We start from the raw sequence: 20,506 nt of genomic DNA on the forward strand, positions 1-20,506 counted from the left end.
CGATTCTATTTTAAGCTTACACTGTTATTTAGCGCTAAGCCATTGTTGCAATTTAGCATGCATAGCAGGGCCATCGAGAGGTTTACTTAAATAGTCGTTCATACCGGCATTTAAACATTTGTCTTTATCTCCGCGCATTGCATTAGCCGTTAGTGCAATAATGGGGATGGTTTGATTCTCTAGACCCGCGAGGCCCTCTCTAATAGCCATGGTAGCTTGGTATCCATCCATAATAGGCATTTGGCAATCCATTAGAATAAGTTGATAAGTGTTTGCGTTTGCTTGGTTTAATTTCGTTAGTGCATCCTCGCCATCCTCTGCAATATCAAAAGTGAGCTCGGCTTGTTTTAATAATGCACAGGCAACTACTTGATTTACTTTGTTATCCTCTACTAACAACACATGGCCTTTCGCTTTTTTAGGTGTATTAATCGCTGGAGGGAGCGCTAACTCTTTGGGCTGTGCTGCCAATGTTACTTTTACCAGCGTGTCATACAAACCAATAGCGGTGAGTGGTTTAAAAATTAAGGCTGCTTCATTGTTTCCATAAAATAAATTGCTTTTTGAATAGCTCATTGGAGCCATAATCAGAATATGACTGTTCACTAAAAAATGTTTCAACTTTTCAGCCAAGGGGTGTGCTACAGGCTCCAAAAAGCTTGTATCAATAATTGCCACATCCGGCGGTGTTTGTTGATTATTAGTTATATAAGTTTCAACTTCTTTATAATCACACACTGCACTGACATCTGCGCCCCATAGCGTTAATTGCTTTTCGATGATGGTGGCATTCATCTCGCTATTATCAACAATGAGTATTCGCTTTGCTTGTATATGTTGGCAATCTAAATCAAATGCTTGGTCTATCACTGAGGTAATGTTGACTGAAAAAGTAAAGGTGCTGCCTTCATTAGGTAGGCTATATACACTTACTTCGCCTCCCATGAGTTCGCACAGCTGCTTAACTATTGCCAAGCCTAAACCGGTGCCGCCATATTGGCGGGTTGTTGATGCATCAGCTTGAGTAAAAGAATCAAATAACTGTTTTTGCTTCTCTAAACTAATACCAATGCCGGTATCAATAATCGCACATTCTAAAGTCGTATCATCGAGAGTTTTTTCTATAGTAGCGGTTACCAGTACTTGTCCGTTTTGAGTAAATTTAACGGCATTGGCAATCAAATTATTTAAAATTTGTCGCAATCTATTTGGATCACACACAATCTCACTGGTGCTTACATGCGTAGTATCTAAAATCAATTGGGTGTTATTGCTTTCGGCCTTGAGCGCAAACGACTCCACAATTTCGCCGAGTAATTGTGGTAGATTAAATTGAATGCTTTCTATGTCTAACTTACCAGCTTCTATTTTAGAAAAGTCTAAAATATCATTAATAATCCCTAATAAAGATTCTGCTGACGACTGGGCAAGTTTAATATGATGACGTTGTTGCTGATCAAGAGAGGTCGCCTGAATGATATTAAGCATACCTAACACCCCATTCATCGGGGTGCGAATTTCATGACTCATGCTGGCTAAAAACTCACTTTTAGCGATCACCGCTTGTTCAGCGGCTTCTTTTGCCATTACTAGTTCTGCTTCCGTTTCTATGCGCTGTTCACTAGAGTAAAGGCTTCCTATTAGTGCGCCGATTGCAATTAAAAAACCTTCTTCGTTTTGCGTCCATGCTCTAACGCTTGCTTGTTCTGCGCATACAACACCAATTGATCCGCTGCCTGCGGGGATCATTACACAGAGCATTGCTTTTATAGATGAAGGTTCTAGGTAGCTTTTTGCTAAGGGTGCGAGGCAAGCTTGTTGTTGAGCATTCTGGGCGCTAAAAACGGCTTTCTTTTCTAGGGTGGTAAAAAAATCAGGAATGTCTTGCTGGCGCCAAGGGGTATTATTATCACTGTTATTTTGGCTATAACTTGCAATAGGACTCAGTTGAGTTTTGTGCTTATCAAACAAGCGAATGCTTACTGTATTCACTTTAAGTGCACGACACACCGCACGAGTAATTAGCTCTTTAGATTCGCTAAATTTACCATTTAATATGTGGTCGCTAATTGTTAGCGACGCTAAAGTTTCGTTAAAGCGGGCTATTTTTTGATCTTCTATTGCTACCTTTTTACGGGAATCAATATTTTGTAATGAGCCGAATATTCTTATGCAGCGTCCATTTTTATGCTCTGCTTCACCATGTATGAGTGCCCAAATTACTTCGCCTTTGGCATTAATAACTTCAAGTTCAGCCTCGTAACTTTCACTGTATTTAACCGCTTTAGTGATCAGTTCAGCTGCCTTATCTCTGCTTTTTCCCTCTTTAAAGTAATATAAATCGGATGACCATTTAGGTTGCTCATCTAAAGGGTATTCAAATATCTTTTTGGTCATGTCTGACCAAAATACCTGTTTTTTTTCTAAATCAAATGACCATGCACCTACTTGAGCTAGGTTACTCATTACCTCGAGCATTTTTTCGTTTTCGTGTTCTCTATTGAGCATTTTTAAAAACAATAAAAACGCAAAAATAAGCAAACTTAAAATAACACTAATAACAATACGTAATGGCCAGACAGACGACGATGCTGGCTGCCAACCTGTTTTTGGCACTACATAGAGCTGCCAAGCACCGCCTTGGAAATTTAGATTAAACTCAAGCGGATTTTGGCTTGTAATTTCTGGGTCACCAAAGAAAAACTCACCTTGCTTACCTAACCCGTTACGTCCTTGAATGGCAACGGTGTATTTTTTTTGTAATTCGAAAATCCCTGCGTTGTTATAGACTTTTTCTAGATCGAGCACCACAGAAAGCAGCCCCCAAAAAGATTGGTCTTCAGGTAAATAAACCGGCACTCGTGCAATCAAAGCTTCATTGCCTTGAACTAACGTGAGCGGTCCAGCCATTACAATGGTATTAGTATCGCGTGCTTTAATAGCATCATCGCGTTGCGCTTTATTTTCTAAAAAATTGAGTCCAATGGCTTTTTCATTCCCTTTAAGCGGGTAGGTCATTGTGATGACCATATTAGGTGCAGCACCAATATTGCGTAGTTCGTTAGAGGTGTTAAACAGTGGGGCGGCAATTTGCCCAAAACGTGTTTGGCTTAAATTTGGCTCAGCAGCAACGGCTACAGCCAAGCCACGTATTAACTGAATATTTGATACCAAAGTAGCTTCAAGCTGGGCTCTGTAGGCACTGACTTGAGAAAGGACTTGTAAACGGTAAGCATCTTTTGCCCGATTATAATTAAGCCGCTCAAGCACTAAGCTAGTTATTACAAGTAAACTGATTGCAAATAAAAAGGTAAGCTTAAAATTATAAATGGATGTGCGTTTACTTTTGCGTTGTTGCCACATAGGGTGTAATTAAATTGTTAATATAGAAAGCTTAACTATAGCTAACTAACACTAGAAACAAAAATGGCGCAGTTAAATATGCGCCATTTTCTTTTTAACTATATACACGTTTAGATATTATGAGTCACTAACTTCGCGTGCCCAATGCTTCTGTTTCGCAACATGTAACTTGCGGTAGCCATCCAGTAATGCGGCGTGCTTTTTAAAGCCTTCAAGCGATAAACCTGGGAAAGTTAAGCCGTTAAAGCGTGTCCGACCTTCTGCAATCTCAATTGCAAGGGTGACATTATTAGCGCCAAACATAAGCCCTAAGGCGTCTTGGTAACTTGCATATTCACGTTCGTCATCGTATTTAATTTCTAAAATAGCTTTTAAACAACGGAAATGACGCATCGCGTCTTCATTAACTTGGCCGGTATGTAAAATCCAGTCAACCCAATCAATCGCTTCTTCGCTACCTGCGGCTAAGCATAAGTGTGCTTTCAGTTCACCAATACGTAGAGTATGCCAAGGCGTATCGGCATCGGTTGCTAAGCCAATGAATTCAGCAGCGCGAATAATATCGCTGTGACCAGCTTCTTCGAGGTTATCGTAAATTTCCATCAGTTGCTCAGTATCATACTGATCAAGTGATAAGAAAGTTTCGCGGAATTTAGCCCCTTCGTTGTTATTACGCCAAATAAGCTCATCTACCGGATAAATATCAGACATACCAGGCACTAAAATACGACATGCATACACATTTAAGTGGGTGTAATCCATGATGTAGATATCATGGCCCATGCTGTGAATTAAATCAGTACAGAAGTTATATTCTTGCTCAGTTGAACCACTAAAGTCCCAATGTACAAATTCAAAGTCTGCTTCAGAACGGAAAAAGTCATGAGAAATTAAACCGCTTGAATCAATAAAGTGCAGTTCAATGTTTTCAGGTGTGGCTACTTCGTCGTTGTCAAAAGTGGCAGGCTGAAATACGTCTAGTTGATCTAGACGACGACCTTGCAGTAATTCGGTAACGGTTCGCTCTAGCGCCACTTCAAATGAAGGATGAGCACCAAAAGAGGCAAACACAGAGCCATCCACTGGGTTGATTAGCGTAACACTCATTACAGGGTATTTACCGCCAAGTGAGGCATCTGCAATACGTAAATGGAAGCCATGGCTACGCAATTCTTCACAGGCTTCATGAATTTTAGGGTATTGTTTTACCACATCTTCAGGCACGATCGGTAAGCTAATACCTTCAGCAATAATGCGATTTTTAATGGCGCGTTCAAATACCTCAGATAACCCCTGTACACGGGCTTCAAATTTAGTATTACCAGCACTCATACCGTTGGATACAAAAATATTACCAATCACGTTCACCGGAATATAAATATCTTTACCGTCGCGCTGGCGGGTATAAGGCACAGTACAAATACCACGCTCAAAATTACCAGAATTAAAGTCATAAAGGTGTGAGGCAGTTAATTCACGCTCAGGGTCGAAGTAATCCCATAAGCTTTCATCCATAATCCCTTGTGGTACTTCATCTTCTGCTACTTTAAACCACTTTTCGTTCGGGTAATGAGTAAAGTCACCATTGGCAAATTCTTCACCTAAGTAAAAATCAGCAAAAAAGTAGTTACAGCTTAAACGCTCAAAATATTCACCTAGCGCAGAAGCGATAGAGGCTTTATCAGTAGCACCTTTACCGTTAGTAAACATCACACCACAGTCGCTATCTTTTATATGAACTGAATAACAGTTTGCTACAGGGTTAAGCCATAGCGCTTCTTCAATATTAATATTTAGCGCTTTTAGCTTGTTTTGCATGGTAGAGATAGACGATTCTAAATCGCGGTCTTTACCTTTAATAAATGTTTTTTCAGTCATTTTGATCTCAACTAGGTCTGCACAATACATGAACTGTGTATTATCGTGGATTTTGATGTTTATTTCACCCTTTACCCGCTTTTCGTAGCGTTTTTAATAGAACGATTATGAATATATGCTAATAATAGTTTATTGAAATAGTTGAAGGGTATATTTATGTTTAAAGTAATCAAACGGTTGCTATTAATTGTTGTGGTTTTAGCGCTTGGGGGGACTGCTATTGTATACGGCGTGTTGACCTTAAGTTTACCTACCCTTGATGGTAAAGGCCGAAGCGATGCGGTAACGCAGCCAGTTAAAGTTGCTCGAGATACGCTTGGCCAAGCTGTTATTACTGCAGCAACTCGCCACGATGCTGCCTATGGCTTAGGTTATGCTCACGGGCAAGATCGCTTTTTTCAAATGGATTTACTTAGACGTAATGCCGCAGGTGAGCTCAGTGAGCTATTTGGTAAAGCCGCGCTCGCTCTTGATAAAAAAATGCGCTTTCATCAATTACGTAAACGCAGCCAAGCGATTTTAAAAACTCTCCCCCAAGCCGATAAGCAACTACTAAAAAGCTATGCACAAGGGGTAAACGAAGGACTTGCGCAAGTAGGGTACCCAAGTTTTGAATACCTACTTACAGGGGCTGAGCAACAACCATGGCAAAGCGAAGATAGTCTGTTAGTTATTTTTAGCATGTATTTAGATTTACAAACTGCGACCTTTGAGCGCGACCAAGCTTTAATTCAAATACAACAGCAATATGGCGCAAAAATGGTTGAATTTTTAACCCAACCAAGCCAATACCAAGCAGCATTAGATGGCAGTGTTTTAGCACCTTATACCCAAACTATACCCCAGTTACCAACGCAGCCATTAGCGGCGATTAAAAGCATTACTGCTAATTTAGAAGTAGGCAGTAATAACTGGGCAGTGACCGCAGATTTAACTAATACTCAAGCTGCGATGCTTTCAGATGATATGCACTTATCAATGGCGGTGCCGGTTATTTGGTATCGAGCGCAGCTTAATTACACTCATAACAATCAAGCTTATCAAGTAACCGGTGTTTCGTTACCAGGAGCGCCAGCCATTGTGGTTGGCAGTAATAATAAAATTGCATGGGGATTTACTAATGGCTATATAGATACAGCCGACTGGGTTGCACTAACGGATAGCAGTAAAACATGGCAAGTAAATGAAGTGATTACCTTGGATAATGGCAACGATGAAATCTATCCCTTAACGCTAAGTGAGTATGGCCCTGTTAAATACATTAACAATCAGCCTTATGCCTTAAGTTGGGCTGCGCATCAGCCGTATGCCGTTGATATGCAATTGTTACAGCTTGAGCAGGCTGAAACAGTGGATGATGCCCTTAATATTGCAAGTAACGTGGGTATTCCGGTACAAAACTTAATGGTGGTAGATAGTCAAGGCAGTGCAGCTTGGAAACACATGGGCGGTATTCCTGCACGAACAGTACCCAGTGAGTTAGCCATTAATGAAAGTGAATATGTAGCAACTTGGCAGCAAAATGAAGTTATTCGCCCGTTTGTTAAAAACCCTGAGAGTGGGCGTCTATGGACAGGGAATTCGCGAGTGGTCTCTGCTGAGGATAATGCACGTTTTGGTAATGGCGGCTATGCCCTAGGTGCTCGTGCGATGCAAATTCGCGATCGGTTATTTGAAAAACAGCAGTTTAACGAAGGCGACTTTTACCAATTACAGTTAGACAATCAAGCGCGTTTTTTAACTCCTTGGCATAGCTTATTACTTGAGCAGTTAAAACAGCAGCCAGAACACAATGCAGATTATATCAATGCACTGGATAACTGGCAGCAATGCGCCTGCTCAACCTCCGTTGGTTATACTTTAGTTAAAACGTATCGTGATGAACTAATAAATATTTTATTTAGTAGTATTGAAGCTAGCCTCAATCAGCAGGATGGTACATTAAGTTATGTAAAACGCGATTTAGAGCCCGCTGTTTGGCAATTAATAAAAGCGCAGCCAGCAAGTTGGGTTAACCCGCAATTTACGAATTGGGAGCAGCAATTACAGGCAGCTTTTGAGCAAACTCTCGCGCAGTTAACAGCAAAGTTTGGTAATAACATTCAAAACTGGCAATGGGGTAAAGTAAACGAATTAGCGATTGAACACCCATTTGCTAAACAAATACCTCTATTGAGTAAGCTACTAAATATGCCTACCGCTCCAGGGTTTGGTGATAGCTATATGCCTGCCGTACAAAAAACCAGTTTTGGCGCATCGCAGCGATTTATTGCCCAACCTGGACATTTAGAAAGTGCCATTTTAACAGTGCCAGGAGGGCAATCAGGGCACCCGCTTTCTGAGTTTTATCGAGCCGGTTTTGATGAATATGTAGAAGGAAAGCACACCCCATTGTTACCGCAAACATTCATGCATCAAATTGAAATAGTGCCTATCAACGACTAGCTTTGGATGCAGAGTGAGCTAAATAAGTTGCTATCACGTTTTATAACCATGATTATTAATTATAGGGTTACAACAATGAAAAAATTACTACCGGCATTAATAACGACTTTACTACTGAGCAACTACGCGGCGGCGGATGACAACCCAGTTACAGCTAAGCAACTGAGCGAGCATGTGTACGTTCTATACGGACAAGGTGGCAACATTGCAGCCAGCGTAGGGGATGATGGCATATATATCATTGATGATCAGTTTGCCAAACTCTCAGATGATATTAAAAAAACCATTAGCGACTTAAAGCCAGGCAGTGCAGAGTTTGTAATTAACACTCATCATCATGGCGATCACACCGGTGGTAACGAAAACTTTGCTAAAGCCGGAGCCCATGTTATTGCCCACAATAATGTACATAAACGCCTAAAAGAAAAACATGGCGAAGGGTCGGATTACCTACCACGAATTAGTTTTGGTGATGATTTAACACTGCACTTTAATAATGAGCAAGCGTATGTTGTGCATTATCAACATGCCCACACCGATGGCGATGCGGTGATTTTTTTCAATAATGATAATATTGTGCACATGGGCGATATTTACTTTAACTTTGGCAGCCTACCGTTTGTTGATGTAGACAGTGGGGGGAGCGTTGATGGTGTTTTAGCGGCGGTTGATGATGTGATTAATCAGATTGATGATAAAACCCAAGTTATTCCTGGTCATGGCCCGCTAAGTGACCGTTCAGGACTGATCACGTATCGTAAGCTGGTGCAAAAAGCGAAAGATGTTATGCTAAAAGCAATGCAAAATGACGCCAGTTTAGAGCAGGTACTTAAAGCAGATCCATTGTCAGAACTTGGCCTTGAATATGCTAATTGGTTACCTAAAGAGCGGGTAACCACACTTTTTTATCGCAGTTTAAAGTAGCGCAAAGCGCGAATAAAAACGCATAAACCTAATAAAGCTGAGCATGTGTTCAGCTTTTTTGATTCTTACATGCCCCAAGGAGTTGCGTATGTCGGCAGAAAAAACCCATCTTGAAATTTGTAACTTAACCCGAGAACAATACCCACAAATTAAAACCTTGATGGACGAAGCTTACCCCGACCTAGGCGGAGCATGGCCAAGCCATACTATTTTTAGACTCATCGATCAGTTCCCTGAAGGGCAAATCGGTATTGTGGATGACGGCGTGCTGGTGGGTTTAGCGCTGAGTGTACAGGTAGATTATGCGCGCTTTTCAAACCCGCATACCTATGAAGATATTGCCGATGGCCACGACCGTGTATTTAGCGACACCACAGGGGATGCTTTATACGGTTTGGATGCTGCTATTAGTGAACAATACCGAGGCATGCGTTTAGGACGCCGTTTATATGATGCGCGAAAAGAATTGTGCCGTCAGTATAATTTACGCGCTATTTTAGCGGGTGGCCGTATTCCGCGTTATTACAATCACAGCAGTGAAATGACCCCGATGGAATACATTGCTAAGGTCGATCAAAAAGAGCTGTATGACCCCATACTCAGTTTTCAATTAGCCAATGACTTTCAGGTTAAACGATTATTAAAAAAATACTTACCTGAAGATCAGGAGTCGGTCGGTTATGCCACATTACTTGAGTGGAATAACATTATGTATGAGCCAACCGACACCGTTATTGAGTCAACTAAATCAATCGTGCGCGTAGGAGCTGTGCAATGGCAAATGCGCTGTGTTGAATCGGTTGAAGAAATGCTTAAGCAAGTTGAATACTTTGTTGATACGGTATCTGATTACAAAAGCGATTTTATTTTATTCCCTGAGTTTTTTAATGCGCCACTGATGGGATTAACCGAGCAAAGTAATCAAACCGAGGCAATTCGGTATTTAGCCGAATACACAGAGACCTTTAAAAACGCCATGTCGCGTATGGCGATAGAATACAACGCCAACATTATTACCGGCTCAATGCCGCTTGCCGAAGACGATAAAATATATAACGTTAGTTATTTATGCCATCGCAGCGGTAAAATAGACGAGCAACGTAAAATTCATATTACCCCGCATGAACAAAACGATTGGGTGATCCAAGGCGGTGATAAAATTGCTGTATTTGATACAGATGCAGGCCGTGTAGGTATTCAAATTTGTTACGATGTCGAATTTCCTGAGTTGTCACGTATTTTGGCCACCCAAGGTTTGGATATTTTATTTGTGCCATTTTGGACTGACACTAAAAACAGTTACTTGCGTGTACGCCATTGTGCCCAAGCACGTGCCATTGAAAACGAATGTTATGTGGTTATTGCAGGCTCTGTGGGTAACTTACCTGAAGTAGAAAGCTTAGATGTGCAGTTTTCGCAGTCGGCGGTACTAACCCCATCGGACTTTTCATTTCCGCACGATGCCACACTAAATGAAGCCACCACCAATACAGAAATGTTATTATTTAGCGACTTAGATATGGATAAGTTAAAAATTCTTCACAGTGAAGGGACAGTGCGTAACTTAAAAGACCGCCGTCACGATTTGTATGAAGTGATATTGAAAAAGAGAGATATTTAATGGCGTGGATGTATTTAATTATTGCTGGGTTACTTGAGATTGGCTGGCCTATAGGGTTAAAAATTTCTCAAACCCCTGAAACTCGTTGGCAGGGCATCGCGATTGCCATTGCGTTTATGGTCGCGAGCGGCTTTATGTTGTGGTTGGCGCAAAAGCAAATATCTATGGGCACGTCGTACGCAGTATGGACGGGTATTGGTGCTGCTGGTACGTTTTTAGTGGGTATATTATTTTACGGTGATGCTGCCACGTTTGGTCGTATTGCTGGTGTGTTAATGATTATTTGTGGTGTGATCACCCTAAAAATTAGTCATTAGTTATTAAAAAAAAAAAGCGCAGGTTGATACCTGCGCTTTTTTAGCTGCTCGGCAGCATTACCAATATCGCAGCCACTGCAATCAATAATAGCCCAGCGCTATCTTGGCGTTTTAGCGGTTGTTTTAACCATAAAACAGCAATTAACATCGTAAAAAATACTTCTATCTGGCCGAGCGTTTTTACATAGGCAACATGTTGCAAGCTCATTGCGCTAAACCAACCTATTGATCCCAAGCAACTAAATATACTCACCGTACAAGTCATGCCCTTATGCTGAAACATAGTTTTAAATGTATCGCGTTCCTTTAAGGCAATATAAATACACAGCATTAGTGTTTGTAAACTAATAACAAGCAATAAAACCCATGCAGGCGCATATGGAAAAGCTATACCTGAGCTTAAACTGGCTTCTCTGATCCATGACGATGACAACGCAAAGGCGGTACCGCAGGCAAGTCCTGTTAATGCTGTTTTTAAGCTAAAGTGTTTCACATTGGCGATACCACTTAATAGCAATACCGCAATTGCACCAATAAACACGCCAAACCAACCAAGTAATGAAAGCGTTGAGCCAAAAAACAGCAACCCGAGTATGGCCGCCATAAGCGCTTCACTTTTAGCTAGCCCAGCGCCTACAGCAAAATTATTCATTTTAAATAATTTAACCATGAGTCCCGTGGCAATAATTTGCACTATGCTGGCACCAATAATGTAGCTAATAAATAAAGGGTTGAATGAAGGAAAGGGAGCATCTTGGTAATAATAAAGCGCATATAAATACAGCCCAGCAATAGGGCTTGCCACAATAAAGCGGGCTAATGTGACGCCAGCAATGCTCACATGAGCGCTTAATTTGCTTTGCAGAGCGTTACGCCATGACTGCATAAATGCAGCAAAAATAGTCAGTAAAATCCAAATCATCTTAAATAACATACAAAAAAGTGGAGAGCTAATTTAGCAGTACTCTGGCATTAAAGCGACCATCAAAAAGGCATAATGAATATTCATCACCTGCGACAATTTGCCACAGTGACGCACTGCTTAAATCGGCTATAGTGTGAGGGATGTTACTGCTAGCCGCCAGAGCTCAGGTTATTTATATTTGGCGGCTTTTTTCTATTTGCTGTGTTATTTTGAGTTATAAATAATAACTTGAGAATGATAATGACGACTTTATTGGTTTGCGCCTTAATTGCAGTGATCATGCCTTATGTTGCAAGGATCCCAGCTATTATAGAAATGAATAAGCTCGGTGGTTACGATAATAAACATCCGCGGCAACAACAAACACAACTTACAGGACTCGGAGCACGGGCGCTGGCTGCTCATCAAAACTGTTTTGAATCGTTAGCGGTTTTTGCCGTTGCTTTGGCTGCTGTATTAGGCACAAACAATGTTAATGCCGTAACCGAAACTTTAGCGATGACGCATATTGTAGCGCGTATTTTATTTTGTACTTTTTATTATTTAAACCTCGATATTATTCGCTCGATCACTTGGCTGGTGGGAATAGGCACCGCTATTGGCATGATCGCCGTCAGTTTATAACGAGAATAAGCAAAAACCACAAAGCAAGCAGCCTAAAAGGGTGCTTGCTTTATAGTCTTAAACACTTATTCCCATTAATGCAATATGTTAACTCGCTCTATTAAATCACTTTTTGTAACTGTACTGTTGAGTGCAAAATCAAGTTGTATTAGTACGTTCTGTTGTCCCATTGATGAAGGCGTATATTGCCATTGCATCAGTGCTCTTTTTGCTTCTTTGTTAAAGACTGCTTCTGGTTCAGCTTTTACAACAGTAATGTTAGCTGTTTTGCCTGCTGGGGTTATGTCGTATTTTAATACCACTGAACCGCTAATGCCTTGTTCCGCCGCTTGTTTTGGGTAAAGCGGTTCGATTCGCATTACGGGAGCGATAGATGTTTCTTTTTTAGCTGATGCTTCAGGTTGCTTTGCTACAGCTAAGCCACTGAGCAAGCTTGCTGCTATAAGTAACACGCTTCCTTTTGCTAGGCGCGAATGTGCGCCGTTATGTTTGATATTAGTAAGTCGTTGTAACATGGTTTTTTTATCTCCGTAGTGTGAATAAGCCATCAGACCCGCTGGCGCATTGGCAGCGCAGTTTACTAAGGCTTTGCTGTATAAAATTTGTTGCTGTGTGGTTTTATTACTTAGTACCCGTTCATCACAAGTTAGCTCCTGCAAACGTCTACAGCTTGCGTATGCCATCCAAGCTAAAGGGTTAAACCACATTAAAATTGTAGCCAGTAATAGCAGCGCATTTGTTAGGTTATCTTTGCGTTTTATATGCACATTTTCGTGCTCTAAAATAAGCGCCAATGTGGCTTTATCAAACAGAGTATTGTAGTTGTGTGGTAAAACTAGCTTGCTATTTAGTACCCCAATTACCATAGGTGTTGCCACTTGATGACTAGTAAAGGTTTTTACCCCTGAGCTTATTTCTGCTTGTAAATTTGTTACTTCACAAAGCTGTAGGTTGCTTACAAATCGGCGGTGAATAATCCAAGTGGCGAATAAAAGCAGTGCCGTAATAACTACATAAAATAGCGCCCAGTTAATACTAATAGTGCTTATTAATGGTTGATTTGGAGTAATGATATAATGACTAATTGGACTGTTTTGTAATGGCCTAATTGCATTGGGTAAATTAGCGACAAGCAGCGAGGCTGGTATTAACCACACTAATTTATAAATAAGCTGCGAACCAATTGCTTTTAAGCCAAAGCGCTCAAGTAAAACAAATCCTGCAAACAACAGACTCAATAATAGCTGTTGCTCTATTAGCCAATTAAAGCTTGTTTGAATAACCATGAGAATCCCTTACTTTTGGTTTTTTTCCCAGTCATCTATGACTTTTTTAAGCTCGTTTATATCTTGTTGAGAGAGTTTTTCTGATTTTGCAAAACCACTTACCAACGGAGCTATACGGCCACTAAAAAAGCGCTCAATAAAGTTTTGGCTTTCTTTTAGGGTGTAATCAGCACGCTCTATACAGGGGGTGTAAATATATTGGCGGCCTTCTTTTTCGAAGCTAAGCGCTCCTTTTTTAACTAATCGACCTAGTAAGGTTTTAATGGTTTTTTCGTGCCATTGTTTATCATCACTCAAGCGCTCAATAATTTGGCTGGCATTAGCGGGGTAGCTAATCCATAGCGCATCGAGTACTTCAAATTCTGCTTTTGATAATTCGATCATTTTATTGCCTACAAGTGTAATCTTTAATTTAAGACTACACTTGTAATCTATTTTTGCAAGTTTATTTTATATTTTTTTATCGCATTAAAGTGAGGGGGGGTAGCGTGAGCTTGTTAGCCTAAAATGTCGCTTTTATTAATTTTTATAAACTGGTTTTCAGGTAAATTTAAATGGTCTAACAGTAATTCACTTATTTGTACGCGGTATAAATCAATCACTTTGTAACCATAGTAATGCGCCATTTTACGAATTTGTCGATTAAGTCCTTGTTTTAAAATAATACTAAACTGATTGTCAGTGATTTTAGTCACCTCACACGGCAAAGTCATTTGCTTGTCGACAGGGACGCCTGCAGCCATTTCTTCGCAAAAATCCGCATCTAAAGGTTTATTGACGGTTACTAAATAGCGCTTAGGCTGATGATAGTCAGGGTGGATCAACTGGTTACAAAAATCCCCATCATTGGTTAAAATAAGTAATCCGCGTGAGTCTTTATCAAGGCGACCAATAGGGTATACCCGTGTTAGTTGTGGCAAGTGATGAATAAGGCTGCTTGGGTCGTGCTGATTGAGTTTACAATCAATTCCTACTGGTTTGTGATAAGCAAAGTAGACTAAATCGGCAGGGCCTTTAATGGCTTGGCCATTAACAATGACACTGTCGTTTTCGTCCACATGATCAATATGATTTGCGGGGCGATTATTAACCATAACCACACCTTCGTCAATCAAACGCGAGGCCTGCTTGCGTGAGCAAACACCGGCATGCGCTATGTACTTTGCGAGTCGAATTTTTGTATCCATGATAGCGCGTAATTAAAAAAATCTGATCGCGATTATAGCAAAGCTGCGTATTGATTACTTGGACAGTTAATTTAACAGTAGGTAGGTTAATATGGGTATTCAATTTTCAGAACTAAAAAAGCATCAGCCATTACAAAAAGTGGTGGTTCATTCACTGGAAATGGCCTTGTATCAAGTGTCTGTTGTCATTAATAATGTTGAATACTATGTACAAGAAAGCGATGGTGAATTTGTAAAGGCAGTCAGCCCATTACATATTCAAAAACGCTTTGAAGACATTGCCTACGCGCAAATGATGCTCAGGCATACCAGCGCTTATGATGAAATGTGTGGTCAACCGGAAAAAATTTCTAGCAATATGCTTGAAGTTCCCTTTGGACAAAATAACCTGTTTTAACATCAGGTATTTGCTAAAATAGGTCTATTTGGAATAGCCAATGTATCTATTGCAGGCAGAAAATACTGAGCAATTAAACCAAGCACTGCGTGTTAATATACTTGAGTTTAATGCTCAACACTTCGACGCAGAGCGCCAAGCTCTCGGCTTTAAATATCTCGATAAACAGCATGAATTAGTTGCCGGTATAAGTGGTCATGTATTTGGCAATTGGCTGCTAATAAGTTGGTTGTGGTGTGCTGAATCGGCACGAGGTAATGGCTTGGCTGATTCGTTATTAACATCACTTGAAAATGCAGCAATTGAAATGGGTGCCGTTCAGGCTCAGCTTGACACCTTAGACTTTCAAGCCAAGCCTTTCTATGAAAAGCGTGGTTATCAGGTTAAATATCAATTAAATAATTATCCGCTCAGCGGTACGCGCTACTTTATGGAAAAGCCGCTGGTAGCGGCTAAATAATGCTGATTTGAATATTACTCTTTTGTGGTTAAAGGCGTGCCATCAAAGCTAATGCCTAAAAACGGTGTTGCCTCGGGCGCTAACATAAACGTACGAATATTCATGTGATCATCGGCACTTGGGTTGTCTAGTACATCTTCGCGGTAAAATTTACCAAAACAATCTAAGGTATTTTGTTTACTAAGACCGTTGAGCTTAGCAAATGCAAAAATTTTGCACGAACCGTTATTTTCACTCGCAGAGCTTAATAACCCATGGTTACTGAAGCTGCATGCTGTAAAAGTATAGTACTCATCAATAACGGCCATAGTATCAGCAAAGCTAATACTTTTTGGCTCATCTGCGAGCGTTGTTAAATAATCTGTGAGCGTCATACGCTGTCCTTGTTATTATAATATGTCGTTAATTAACTAACTCTAACTTATATTATTAGTAAAACAAGCATAGGTTATATTAAATGGGTTAACGCATGAATGTTGGTTATTTCAATATCAGCCAACCCTTTGTAGGCATAAGTTTGTGCTTGATTATTCAGCCATACAGACTGACAGCCAGCGTTGTTAGCACCTTGCACATCGCTATCAAGGCTATCACCTATGTGCAAAATATCGCTGTTTTTGATACGTAAATGTGTTGCGGCTTGATCAAATAATGTTGTGTGTGGTTTAGCTTTACCATGCAAGCCTGCTTGTAACACCAGTTCAAACTTATCTTTTAAATTAAATCGATCAACCTCGACATTACCGTTAGTAATGGCAATCAATTTGTAGTGTTGACTTAGTTTATCAAGCAATATTAGTACGTCTTCGCTCACCGTAATATTGCTTCGCTCATCAGCAAATGCTTGATACGCCTTATGTACATGATGCTCTATTTCATCACCTTTAAAACCTAATTCAGACAACACTAAGCGCAAGGTATGCTTACGCCATTGTGTGACGTCATCAATAAGTTCTGGCTGCTGTAGTGCCGCGAGTTCACGGCATTGCTGCCAAAACTGTGGTCCTTGTTTTTTGTAGCCTGGTAGCGCATTTAAATAATCAATTTGCGCCTGAACGGCTGCGGTTATGATAGGGCGGTTATCGTACAAGGTGTCGTCTAAGTCAAAACTCAGCACAGAAAAAGGAGAAATTGCGCGATTAAATCGGATCATAGTTGCTGCTCTAATCGGTTCTTTTTTTAGCACGTGGGTGGGTGTTATCGTACACCTTAGCTAAGTGCTGAAAATCTAAATGAGTATAGACTTGGGTTGCAGATAAACTACTGTGGCCTAATAATTCTTGCACTGCTCGTAAATCCCCAGACGACTCTAAAATATGCGACGCAAATGAGTGGCGTAATTTATGCGGATGAACTTGCGAGCTAATACCTTGCTTTATCCCCCATTCTTGCATACGCAAACGAACTTGGCGTACAGAAATACGGCTTTTTTTGCTACTCAAAAATACTGCATGTTCATCTGAGCCCATAAATAGTGGGCGAACTGCTAGCCAATTGTTTAACGCCTCAAGTGCTTTAGAGCCAACCGGTATTAGGCGTTCTTTTGCGCCTTTGCCTCGCACTAATATTTCACCGCTACGAGTGTTTATATCTTGCATGTTAGCGCCAACTAACTCACTAATGCGTAAGCCTGATGAATACATCAGTTCCATCATCGCTTTATCACGAATGGCAAGTGGATCATCATCGGGTATTTCGAGTAAACGAGCCATTTGGTCAACATCAAGGTTTTTAGGTAAAGGCCGCGCAAATTTAGGACCTTTTATGCCCTGTGCCGGATTGTGGTAATGCGCTTGCTCAGTAATATTTTTTGCTTTTAAAAATTTATACAAACTACGTATACAGCTTAATTTTAAGCTGATTGTTCTGCCACTTAATTGTTTTGCCCGCAGTGCCATACTGTAACGACGAATATGCTCACTTTGTACCGCAAACCAATTGTCGCACAGTTTATTAAAATACAAGGCGGCAAAACCTAATTGGCTGACATACTGATTAACGGTGTGCGCTGAATATTGACGTTCAAATTTTAAGTAATCACTAAATAATGTAATGGGTGTACGCCAGCTATCGCTTAAGTCGCTTATATTTGGCGCGTTATCGCTCATGCCAGTTCCAGTAACCGTATTTGCAATGAGCGCACAAAATCTAATACAAATAAGTTATCTTGTGAGGGCTCAAAGTGGTTTTCATCGTGGCTGCCAAAAGCCAAAATTGCGTAGGGGTTACTCGGCTCACCAATTAAATAAAGTGCGGTCGATTGGGTATCATTATTGAAGAGTAAGTCGCGTTCTTGCTGATTTACACGGCCTAAATAATGATTACTATCTGACAATCTATGCTTTACTAACTCTTCAAAGGCATTATCGTATCTAACGAGTTTGCATTCATTAATAGTCGGGCTCATACAAATAATATTGCGTAAGTTACTGGCCAGTGTATTAAAGTCGTAATTACTCCACAGCTGTCGGTGACATTGGCTAAATAAACGATAAACCAGTTCATTCTGGGTCGCATTTTTGCTCATGCTGTCTATTTGATTTTTTAGCTGTGTATTGTGCTCGCGTAATTGGCGCTGCTGAATATGCACTAATGAAGTAGCACCCTGTACTTGTTGTTGTAACTCAAGTTGCGCTAACAGCTTAGGTTGCTCAATTAAAAAATCAGGATGCTGTTGTAAGTAATCTATTACTTGCTGTTTAGTTAATTCACTCATAGTGCAACTTGCCCATCAAATACATGTTCAGCGGGACCTGTCATACGCACTGGATGGCCCTCGCCACTCCAGCGCACTTGTAAGCTACCGCCGGGTAAATCAACTTGTACTGTACTGGTGAGCTTATTTTGGATAAAACCAATCACCATGGCAGCACACGCGCCGGTACCGCAAGCAAGTGTTTCGCTTACACCACGCTCCCATACTCTGAGTTTAATGTGCTCTTGAGAGATAACCTGCATAAAGCCAATGTTCGCGCGTTGTGGAAAACGCTCATGGTTTTCAAGCAACGGGCCTAGGGTATCCACTTGGGCTGTTTCTATATCGTCTACTTCCATTACGCAATGAGGGTTACCCATAGATACGGCACCACTAAAAACGGTATGCTCTTCTGCGCGAATAATATAAGTCAGCTCACGTTTGGTTGCTTTGAGTGGAACTTTATTTGGCTCAAAATTAGGGTGACCCATATTAACGGTTACTTGACCGTCTTTTTCAATATACAGGGTGAGATTACCAGACTTAGTCGACACGCTGATTTTATGTTTATTGGTTAAGCCTTTCATGCGTACAAAGCGGGCAAAGCAGCGCGCACCGTTACCACATTGTTCTACTTCGTGGCCGTCAGCGTTAAAAATACGATAGTGAAAATCGAGATCGGGTGAGTAAGGGGCTTCAACCATCAGTAGTTGATCAAACCCAATGCCGAAATAGCGATCGGCCAGCTTTTTGATTTGATCACGAGATAAAAAAACGTTTTGTGTAATGTTATCAATCACAACAAAGTCGTTACCTAAGCCGTGCATTTTGGAAAAATTAACTAACATAGCGCTCTAATTCGGTTTTGCTCTGTGCTAATCATGCCACAGAGCAGCTAGTTGGCAAAAACGTTTATGGTAAAACTTTCTCACCTTGGTATAAGCTTTCGATAGTTTCGCGTTCGCGAATAAGGTGATGTTGCTCACCATCGACCATTATTTCGGCAACTCGTGGACGTGAGTTATAATTTGAGCTCATGGTAAAACCATAGGCTCCAGCGCTTCGCTGTACTAACAAATCACCTTGTTTGAGTGCCAGTGGTCGGTCTTTACCTAAAAAGTCACCGGTTTCACACACCGGGCCAACCACGTCATAGTTGTGGGTAGGTGTTTCGTCATCACGCACTGATACAGGAATAATTTTTTGCCATGCTTGATACAGTGATGGGCGTAACATGTCGTTCATACCCGCATCTACAATCGCAAAATACTTGTCTTGGTTTTGTTTAATAAACTCAACTTGTGTTACTAAAATCCCCGCGTTTGCGGCAATGGCTCGCCCGGGCTCAAAAATCAGTTCTAGGTGACGGTAATTTGCAAGGCGCTGCGTTACTTGTGCTGCATATTCACTTGGGTGCGGAGGTTGTTCGTCGTCGTAGGTTACTCCAAGGCCTCCACCTATATCTAAATGGCTTAGCTCAATACCTGCATTTTTTAATTCATCAATTAATGCCAGTAGTTTATCAAGCGCCTCTAAAAACGGTTTGGTTTGTGTAAGCTGTGAGCCAATGTGGCAATCTACGCCAACAATCGTTAAGCCAGGTAATGATACCGCATGTTGATACACACTTAATGCAGACTCGATTCCAATACCAAACTTATTTTCTTTAAGTCCAGTAGAAATATACGGATGTGTTTTGGCATCAATATCGGGATTAACACGAATAGAAATTGGCGCGTCTAAATTAAGCTCGCAGGCCACTTCTGAAATGCGCTCAAGCTCTGAAATTGACTCAACGTTAAAGCATTTAATACCTAATTCTAACGCATAAGCAATTTCGTCAGCCGTTTTAGCAACCCCAGAAAATACCACTTTGTTAGCAGCGCCTCCGGCTTTTATCACCCGTGCTAATTCGCCTTTTGAGACAATATCAAAACCCGCACCAAGTCGTGCCAATATGTTTAACACCGCAATATTTGAATTTGCTTTAACGGCATAACACACTAGGCTTTTGTGATCTTGAGTCGCATTAGCAAACGCTAAATAATGGCGTTCAAACGTGGCTCTGGAATACACATAACACGGCGTACCATAGTGCTGTGCAATGGTTGCTACGCTGACATCTTCAGCAAATAGTTGGTTGTTTTTATAATTAAAAAAATCCATTTACTGCTCCTGTTGTTGCTCGGCGGGTGTTTGTTTGTTAGGAATGTCAGTTGGCTGGTTTTGTTCAGCAGGCTGCTCGGGTAAGTACAGCGGGCCGCTTTGGCCACAGCCAGCTAATGCACACAACAATACGGTGCTGATTAATAGTTGTTTTAATTGTAAGGTATATGTCGCTTTCATTAGATTAATACGGTTGCTGGCTTTATAATCGCAGAGTA

At 40.9% G+C, this 20,506-nt stretch carries 20 protein-coding genes; 7 read left to right on the forward strand and 13 right to left on the reverse strand.

Features of this window, described 5'->3' with window-relative positions:
- Positions 1 to 24 precede the first annotated feature (24 nt).
- Positions 25 to 3,363 carry an ATP-binding protein gene (locus tag CWB77_RS09140; protein WP_138622431.1) on the reverse strand — a complete coding sequence of 1,113 codons (3,339 nt, stop codon included), beginning with the start codon at positions 3,361 to 3,363 and terminating at the stop codon, positions 25 to 27.
- A gap of 117 nt (positions 3,364 to 3,480) precedes the next feature.
- A complete protein-coding gene (gene ycaO, locus CWB77_RS09145; protein ID WP_138622433.1) occupies positions 3,481 to 5,241 on the reverse strand; it encodes a 30S ribosomal protein S12 methylthiotransferase accessory factor YcaO in 1,761 nt (586 codons plus the stop codon).
- A gap of 156 nt (positions 5,242 to 5,397) precedes the next feature.
- Between ycaO and CWB77_RS09150 the strand changes: the two genes are divergently transcribed.
- The 4 genes from CWB77_RS09150 to CWB77_RS09165 all read left to right on the forward strand — a co-directional run bounded on the left by CWB77_RS09150 (position 5,398) and on the right by CWB77_RS09165 (position 10,548).
- Entirely contained in the window at positions 5,398 to 7,686 is a 2,289-nt protein-coding gene (locus CWB77_RS09150; protein WP_138622435.1) for a penicillin acylase family protein, read from the forward strand.
- 75 nt (positions 7,687 to 7,761) lie between these two features.
- Complete coding sequence (locus tag CWB77_RS09155; protein WP_138622437.1) at positions 7,762 to 8,610, forward strand: MBL fold metallo-hydrolase; 849 nt, start codon at positions 7,762 to 7,764, stop codon at positions 8,608 to 8,610.
- Between the two features lie 88 nt (positions 8,611 to 8,698).
- Complete coding sequence (locus CWB77_RS09160) at positions 8,699 to 10,231, forward strand: carbon-nitrogen hydrolase family protein (protein ID WP_138622439.1); 1,533 nt, start codon at positions 8,699 to 8,701, stop codon at positions 10,229 to 10,231.
- Entirely contained in the window at positions 10,231 to 10,548 is a 318-nt protein-coding gene (locus CWB77_RS09165; protein ID WP_010392612.1) for a DMT family transporter, read from the forward strand. Before CWB77_RS09160 ends, CWB77_RS09165 begins: the two co-directional genes overlap by 1 nt.
- A 40-nt stretch (positions 10,549 to 10,588) precedes the next feature.
- Here CWB77_RS09165 and CWB77_RS09170 read toward each other — a convergent pair whose 3' ends face one another.
- Positions 10,589 to 11,470 (reverse strand): DMT family transporter, encoded by an 882-nt coding sequence (locus CWB77_RS09170; RefSeq protein ID WP_010392614.1) that lies wholly within the window; start codon positions 11,468 to 11,470, stop codon positions 10,589 to 10,591.
- Between the two features lie 243 nt (positions 11,471 to 11,713).
- Between CWB77_RS09170 and CWB77_RS09175 the strand changes: the two genes are divergently transcribed.
- Positions 11,714 to 12,097: an MAPEG family protein gene (locus CWB77_RS09175; RefSeq protein ID WP_076919941.1), complete on the forward strand. Its 384-nt coding sequence runs from the start codon at positions 11,714 to 11,716 to the stop codon at positions 12,095 to 12,097.
- 74 nt (positions 12,098 to 12,171) lie between these two features.
- On the opposite strand, the gene CWB77_RS09180 is transcribed toward CWB77_RS09175, so the two are convergent.
- The 3 genes from CWB77_RS09180 to CWB77_RS09190 form a co-directional block, all read right to left on the reverse strand.
- Positions 12,172 to 13,383: a M56 family metallopeptidase gene (locus CWB77_RS09180; RefSeq protein ID WP_138622441.1), complete on the reverse strand. Its 1,212-nt coding sequence runs from the start codon at positions 13,381 to 13,383 to the stop codon at positions 12,172 to 12,174.
- Between the two features lie 9 nt (positions 13,384 to 13,392).
- Entirely contained in the window at positions 13,393 to 13,767 is a 375-nt protein-coding gene (locus CWB77_RS09185) for a BlaI/MecI/CopY family transcriptional regulator (RefSeq protein WP_008109021.1), read from the reverse strand.
- A gap of 113 nt (positions 13,768 to 13,880) precedes the next feature.
- A complete protein-coding gene (locus CWB77_RS09190; RefSeq protein ID WP_138622443.1) occupies positions 13,881 to 14,570 on the reverse strand; it encodes a pseudouridine synthase in 690 nt (229 codons plus the stop codon).
- Positions 14,571 to 14,661: 91 nt separating this feature from the next.
- Here CWB77_RS09190 and CWB77_RS09195 point away from each other — a divergent pair, with 91 nt between their 5' ends.
- A complete protein-coding gene (locus CWB77_RS09195) occupies positions 14,662 to 14,967 on the forward strand; it encodes a DUF6482 family protein (RefSeq protein WP_008109023.1) in 306 nt (101 codons plus the stop codon).
- Between the two features lie 40 nt (positions 14,968 to 15,007).
- Positions 15,008 to 15,427 (forward strand): GNAT family N-acetyltransferase, encoded by a 420-nt coding sequence (locus CWB77_RS09200; RefSeq protein WP_138622445.1) that lies wholly within the window; start codon positions 15,008 to 15,010, stop codon positions 15,425 to 15,427.
- A gap of 14 nt (positions 15,428 to 15,441) precedes the next feature.
- Here the strand turns inward: CWB77_RS09200 and CWB77_RS09205 are convergent, their stop codons facing one another.
- The 7 genes from CWB77_RS09205 to lptM form a co-directional block, all read right to left on the reverse strand.
- Positions 15,442 to 15,801 (reverse strand): HopJ type III effector protein, encoded by a 360-nt coding sequence (locus CWB77_RS09205; RefSeq protein ID WP_138622447.1) that lies wholly within the window; start codon positions 15,799 to 15,801, stop codon positions 15,442 to 15,444.
- A gap of 74 nt (positions 15,802 to 15,875) precedes the next feature.
- Positions 15,876 to 16,580: an HAD-IA family hydrolase gene (locus CWB77_RS09210; RefSeq protein WP_076919936.1), complete on the reverse strand. Its 705-nt coding sequence runs from the start codon at positions 16,578 to 16,580 to the stop codon at positions 15,876 to 15,878.
- Between the two features lie 10 nt (positions 16,581 to 16,590).
- Complete coding sequence (locus CWB77_RS09215; RefSeq protein ID WP_075170870.1) at positions 16,591 to 17,535, reverse strand: tyrosine recombinase XerC; 945 nt, start codon at positions 17,533 to 17,535, stop codon at positions 16,591 to 16,593.
- Positions 17,532 to 18,143, reverse strand: coding sequence for a DUF484 family protein (locus CWB77_RS09220; RefSeq protein WP_010392634.1), 612 nt, complete (start codon positions 18,141 to 18,143; stop codon positions 17,532 to 17,534). Before CWB77_RS09220 ends, CWB77_RS09215 begins: the two co-directional genes overlap by 4 nt.
- Positions 18,140 to 18,970, reverse strand: coding sequence for a diaminopimelate epimerase (gene dapF, locus CWB77_RS09225; RefSeq protein ID WP_138622449.1), 831 nt, complete (start codon positions 18,968 to 18,970; stop codon positions 18,140 to 18,142). Before dapF ends, CWB77_RS09220 begins: the two co-directional genes overlap by 4 nt.
- Before the next feature lie 64 nt (positions 18,971 to 19,034).
- Entirely contained in the window at positions 19,035 to 20,288 is a 1,254-nt protein-coding gene (lysA, locus tag CWB77_RS09230; protein ID WP_138622451.1) for a diaminopimelate decarboxylase, read from the reverse strand.
- Positions 20,289 to 20,468, reverse strand: coding sequence for an LPS translocon maturation chaperone LptM (gene lptM / locus CWB77_RS09235; RefSeq protein ID WP_010392638.1), 180 nt, complete (start codon positions 20,466 to 20,468; stop codon positions 20,289 to 20,291). It lies immediately after the preceding gene.
- Positions 20,469 to 20,506: the final 38 nt, after the last annotated feature.

Source organism: Pseudoalteromonas sp. S1610, from assembly GCF_005887465.1.
Classification (GTDB): Bacteria; Pseudomonadota; Gammaproteobacteria; order Enterobacterales; family Alteromonadaceae; genus Pseudoalteromonas; species Pseudoalteromonas undina.

Coding starts and splice junctions, on each gene's coding strand:
- CWB77_RS09140 (WP_138622431.1), bottom strand. CDS start 3,363: ATGTGGCAACAACGCAAAAGTAAACGCACATCCATTTATAATTTTAAG.
- ycaO (WP_138622433.1), bottom strand. CDS start 5,241: ATGACTGAAAAAACATTTATTAAAGGTAAAGACCGCGATTTAGAATCG.
- CWB77_RS09150 (WP_138622435.1), top strand. CDS start 5,398: ATGTTTAAAGTAATCAAACGGTTGCTATTAATTGTTGTGGTTTTAGCG.
- CWB77_RS09155 (WP_138622437.1), top strand. CDS start 7,762: ATGAAAAAATTACTACCGGCATTAATAACGACTTTACTACTGAGCAAC.
- CWB77_RS09160 (WP_138622439.1), top strand. CDS start 8,699: ATGTCGGCAGAAAAAACCCATCTTGAAATTTGTAACTTAACCCGAGAA.
- CWB77_RS09165 (WP_010392612.1), top strand. CDS start 10,231: ATGGCGTGGATGTATTTAATTATTGCTGGGTTACTTGAGATTGGCTGG.
- CWB77_RS09170 (WP_010392614.1), bottom strand. CDS start 11,470: ATGATTTGGATTTTACTGACTATTTTTGCTGCATTTATGCAGTCATGG.
- CWB77_RS09175 (WP_076919941.1), top strand. CDS start 11,714: ATGACGACTTTATTGGTTTGCGCCTTAATTGCAGTGATCATGCCTTAT.
- CWB77_RS09180 (WP_138622441.1), bottom strand. CDS start 13,383: ATGGTTATTCAAACAAGCTTTAATTGGCTAATAGAGCAACAGCTATTA.
- CWB77_RS09185 (WP_008109021.1), bottom strand. CDS start 13,767: ATGATCGAATTATCAAAAGCAGAATTTGAAGTACTCGATGCGCTATGG.
- CWB77_RS09190 (WP_138622443.1), bottom strand. CDS start 14,570: ATGGATACAAAAATTCGACTCGCAAAGTACATAGCGCATGCCGGTGTT.
- CWB77_RS09195 (WP_008109023.1), top strand. CDS start 14,662: ATGGGTATTCAATTTTCAGAACTAAAAAAGCATCAGCCATTACAAAAA.
- CWB77_RS09200 (WP_138622445.1), top strand. CDS start 15,008: ATGTATCTATTGCAGGCAGAAAATACTGAGCAATTAAACCAAGCACTG.
- CWB77_RS09205 (WP_138622447.1), bottom strand. CDS start 15,801: ATGACGCTCACAGATTATTTAACAACGCTCGCAGATGAGCCAAAAAGT.
- CWB77_RS09210 (WP_076919936.1), bottom strand. CDS start 16,580: ATGATCCGATTTAATCGCGCAATTTCTCCTTTTTCTGTGCTGAGTTTT.
- CWB77_RS09215 (WP_075170870.1), bottom strand. CDS start 17,535: ATGAGCGATAACGCGCCAAATATAAGCGACTTAAGCGATAGCTGGCGT.
- CWB77_RS09220 (WP_010392634.1), bottom strand. CDS start 18,143: ATGAGTGAATTAACTAAACAGCAAGTAATAGATTACTTACAACAGCAT.
- dapF (WP_138622449.1), bottom strand. CDS start 18,970: ATGTTAGTTAATTTTTCCAAAATGCACGGCTTAGGTAACGACTTTGTT.
- lysA (WP_138622451.1), bottom strand. CDS start 20,288: ATGGATTTTTTTAATTATAAAAACAACCAACTATTTGCTGAAGATGTC.
- lptM (WP_010392638.1), bottom strand. CDS start 20,468: ATGAAAGCGACATATACCTTACAATTAAAACAACTATTAATCAGCACC.